Source organism: Gordonibacter sp., from assembly GCF_036667095.1.
In the GTDB taxonomy this organism is placed as follows: Bacteria; Actinomycetota; Coriobacteriia; order Coriobacteriales; family Eggerthellaceae; genus Gordonibacter.
Genome location: NZ_JAVWUP010000044.1, coordinates 15,338 through 18,340, shown reverse-complemented (window position 1 = coordinate 18,340; position 3,003 = coordinate 15,338). Strand labels below are relative to the sequence as shown.

Genomic DNA, 3,003 nt, shown 5'->3' with positions numbered 1-3,003 from the left:
CCCTTTTTCAGCGGCGGAACCTGCTGGCCCGTGGCAGCCATGCGCTCCTCATGGGTAAGGCCCGCCAGGCGCACGACCTCGTCGATAGGCAGACTCATGGCCTCGGCCAGACGCGTGCCATACTCGGGATCGGCCTTGTAGCAGTGAGCGGCGTGGCGCAGCTTGATGTTGTCGGTCACGCCCGTCATGTTGCGTGCCGTATTTTCGACGAGCACGGCGCGCTGGCCTTCTTCCATCAGGCGATACAGAGCGCCCGGCTGATAGAACGTGTCGTCGGTGGGATCGTCCTTCGGGTCCCACGCATCCATGGGGCCGAACAGATCCAGCGGCGGTTCGGCAGCCTCGGGCTGCTGGGCCCACTGGCCGTAGCTGTTGGGCTCGTAGCCAATAGCGCCGCCGTAGTTGCCATCGACGCGCATCTGACCATCACGGTGGAACTCGGCGTAGGGGCACTGCGGACGGTTTACCGGGATGTGGTTGTGGTTCACTCCCAGGCGGTAGCGCTGCGCGTCGCCGTAGGCGAACAGACGACCCTGCAGCAGCTTGTCGGGCGACAGGCCGATGCCCGGCACCAGGTGCTGCGGGTTGAATGCGGCTTGCTCAACATCGGCAAAGTAGTTCTCGGGGTTGCGGTTCAATTCCAGCTCGCCCACCTCGATCAACGGGAACTCTTTATGGCTCCACGTCTTCGTGATATCGAAGGGGTTCTCTTTGTAGTTCTTGGCCGTGGCTTCGTCCATCACCTGGATGGAGAATGTCCACTTCGGGAACTCGCCACGGTCGATGGCCTCGAACAGGTCGCGCTGATGGCTCTCGCGGTCGCCAGCGACAATCTCGGCCGCTTCGGCATCGGTGAGGTTCTTGATGCCCTGTTGGGTGCGTAGGTGGAATTTGACCCAGGTGCGCTCGTTGTTCTCGTTGATCAGGCTGAACGTGTGACTGCCGAAGCCGTGCATGTGGCGGTAGCTGGCCGGGATGCCTCGATCGGACATGACGATGGTTACCTGATGCAGCGCCTCGGGCAGGCTAGACCAGAAGTCCCAGTTGCTTTGCGGCGAGTGCATATTGGTGTGCGGGTCGCGCTTCACCACGTGGTTCAGGTCGATGAACTTCTTGGGATCGCGCAAGAAGAACACGGGCGTGTTGTTGCCCACCAAGTCCCAGTTGCCCTCGGACGTGTAGAATTTCATGGCGAAACCGCGGATGTCGCGCTCGGCATCGGCCGCGCCGCGCTCGCCCGCCACCGTGGAGAAGCGAATAAACACTTCGGATTCGGCACCCGGCTCGAACACCTTGGCTTTCGTGTACTTCGTGATATCGCCCGTGACCTTGAACGTGCCGAAGGCACCCGAGCCCTTTGCGTGCATGCGGCGCTCGGGGATTACTTCGCGGTCGAAGTGCGCAAGTTTCTCGATCATCCAGTTGTCCTGGAGCATCATGGGGCCGCGCTCGCCCGCCGTGAGCGTGTTCTGATTGTCGGCGACGGGAGCGCCGTTCTCGCTGAAAAGTTTCGTGGTATCGATGCTGGATTCTGCCATTGGACTGTCCCCTTCCGTTCAGTGAACGAAAACGTTGTCTGCAAGATGCGGTACATCTTGCCTTCTCATGAGATTCATTTTACGCGTCCTAAGCCCTTTAATGCCATACTTATTGATATTCATTCTCAATAAGCACACAGTTGCTTATTGAGTAACGAAAAAACGATTGATTCTGGGCAGTTAGCCTAATTTTGACACGTGAATATGAGAGTGGCGAAAGATACCCTCTATTGGTAGCGAACGCGTTTCATGACGGCGATATTTGTCGAAACAGGGGTTGCCCTGGCTTCCCTGCAACAGCGTTGCAGGAATTGGTGCGCAGGCACTCAAAGGCCGTCGGCACCAAAAAAGCGCCTCCTTCGATGCAAGGAGGCGCTCGGCAAACACGGAACTACCCTGCGTTTTACAGCGAGAAATCCTTTTCGCCGTTGAAGACGGCCAGAGCGTCGGCGACAGAGTAGTCTGCCAGGGTGATGGCGCTAATAGCCTTCGTCAGGCGGACGGCCTCATCCAGCGAACGCTGATGGATGTTGCGGCCCGTGGCGTTGCCGGTGGCACCGCCGATATGGATCTGGTCGTGCAGCTGGGTGAGGAACGTCTCGGCGTCAACCGTCGAGCCGCCTGCACACACCAAGCCGGTACGACCAGCAGCCATAGAGGCGATCTTCAGGTTATCGGCAGACGTTGCACCCTCGCTCGCGCTGGGCGGGTTCACCTTCACGAAGTCGGCACCCAGGCACAAGGCCACGCCGGCAGCGCCGGCGATAAGCGCCGGGTCCTTCTCAGCCGTGACAGCCTTGCCGCGAGGATAGATCCACAGCACCACGAGCAAACCGTTGGCATGCGCCTGAGCAATAAGCTCGCCGGCTTCGGCCAACATGGTGGACTCGTACTCGCTGCCCAGATACAGGGTATAGCCGAGACCCACGACGTTCACGCCGGCTTCGCGCATAGCAAGCACCGCGTCCAAATCGTAGAGCTGTGGCGAATAGGGATCATCCTGCTTGGTGCCCACGATGTTCGTCTTCGAGTTCATCTTCACGAGGTAGTTGATCTCGGGATAGTCGGCAGCGTACTGCGCGATCAAGCCGCGCTGACCGGCCAATACACCGCATACGCCCTGGTCACCGATCTTGAACAGGTGCTCGGGCTCGGCATCGGCGATATCGATGCCCTCACCGTAAAAGTCCTTGTTGAGGTGCTCGATCTTCTGGTCGCACGCAAACAGCATGAGACGGCCCGTGCCGCGCGTGGCCAACAGGTAGTTCTTGATGTACTCGTCGCGAGACTCCGGCATGACGTCAGCCGGCACCCGTACCTGGTCACGAGTGATTTGGGGCATGGTGTTCCTCCTTATTGGATCTTTCAACGGGCAAGGCGAACCCGCCTTGTCGATACCGTCATTCTAGCGAAAAAGCGCCGCCGTACTGCACCTTTCACAGGAAAACCCCGTGAATGGCAACCG

The 3,003-nt window shown here is 59.4% G+C and carries 2 protein-coding genes; both read right to left on the bottom strand.

The window, feature by feature from the left end; genetic code table 11:
- A partial coding sequence (locus RR842_RS06200) for a catalase (protein ID WP_332729260.1) occupies positions 1 to 1,538 on the bottom strand: 1,538 nt, incomplete at its 3' end.
- 403 nt (positions 1,539 to 1,941) lie between these two features.
- Positions 1,942 to 2,880 carry an aldolase gene (locus tag RR842_RS06195; RefSeq protein ID WP_332512976.1) on the bottom strand — a complete coding sequence of 313 codons (939 nt, stop codon included), beginning with the start codon at positions 2,878 to 2,880 and terminating at the stop codon, positions 1,942 to 1,944.
- Positions 2,881 to 3,003: the final 123 nt, after the last annotated feature.